This is a genomic window from Streptomyces sp. NPDC104106 (assembly GCF_055584345.1).
The window spans coordinates 1-1,025 of sequence record NZ_JBVJMF010000074.1; the positions used below are offsets into that span (position 1 = coordinate 1).

Sequence of the window (1,025 nt, forward strand, 5' to 3'; positions counted from 1 at the left end):
CCGAGCCGTTTCACCAGTCCCTGGCGCTCTCGTTTGCCCCACGAGGTCAGCGCATGCACTCGCCGGTCGCAATGCCCCGACGAGGCCGCGCAGCCGCGGAGGCCGTCATCGCGTTTGCCGGGCTGTGCCGGTGCGGGTATCGCCCCCTCGGGTCCTGAGCGGTACGTCCGCTTCGGTGAGTACACGATGCACGAAGCCGTAGGACCGACCATGTGCGTCGGCTATGGCCCGGATCGATCGCCCCGCCTTGTATTCCCGGGCGAAGACTTCCGCCAGCTTCTCGCGCGCGCTACCGGTGATCCACTCTCCCTTGCGCATGTCCTTCTGCACGAAGATCTCCTCTCCAGAAGTCGAAGTGTGATCACTGGTGCCCACGTCGCCGCCTTCCATGTGGCAGAGCTGTCCGCTCACTGCTCGGCGGCACGTGACCACCGCATCACAGGCCGAGGTCGGCTCAGGACTCGATGCCGGTCTGCTGCCACGGGCTCGGGCCGGTGCCGTGGCACCACGCCACGAGGCCAGGACCGTCCACGCAGACGATTCCGCACTGCCGTGCGTACTCGAGAGCAGGTTCCGTGAACTCGCTCGTCGTGACGAGCACTGCGACATCGGCCTCGTGGATGGTGAAACAAGTACCCCCGAAACGCTGGACGTCCTGTGAGCCGACTTTGTGAGTGTCGCCGTACTGTTTGCACTGGATGACCAGACGCCGTCCGTCCGGTGTGACCGCCATGACGTCCGCTCCCAAATCGCCCGCGCCTCCCACCACTTCCACCTCTCGGCAGCCGTAGCCGGCGCACAGGTCGGCTATGGCTCGCTCGAAGGCGTCGGGGTCGAGGTCGGCGTAGTCGGCCAAGCAGCCGTCAGTGAACGTCGACTCTGCGGCACTGACGTGCTCTGTCGGTCCGCCGATCTGTGCCGCGGGCGGGTCGGCTTCGACCACCGCGGTGTCGCGCAGGTCGGCGGACGCCATCTCGGCTGCCTCCTGCAGTGCCCGGGCGGCCCGGCCGGCGCAGCGCGTGACA

2 protein-coding genes are annotated in these 1,025 nt (G+C 67.5%); both read right to left on the minus strand.

Annotated elements, in window-relative coordinates; all coding sequences use genetic code 11:
• Positions 1-105: 105 nt before the first annotated feature.
• Positions 106-318, minus strand: a complete 213-nt coding sequence (locus ACZ60X_RS43915) for a helix-turn-helix domain-containing protein (RefSeq protein ID WP_469611466.1) — start codon at positions 316-318, stop codon at positions 106-108.
• 136 nt (positions 319-454) lie between these two features.
• Positions 455-1,025 (minus strand): restriction endonuclease (locus tag ACZ60X_RS43920; RefSeq protein WP_469611464.1); only part of this gene is annotated, 571 nt, incomplete at its 5' end.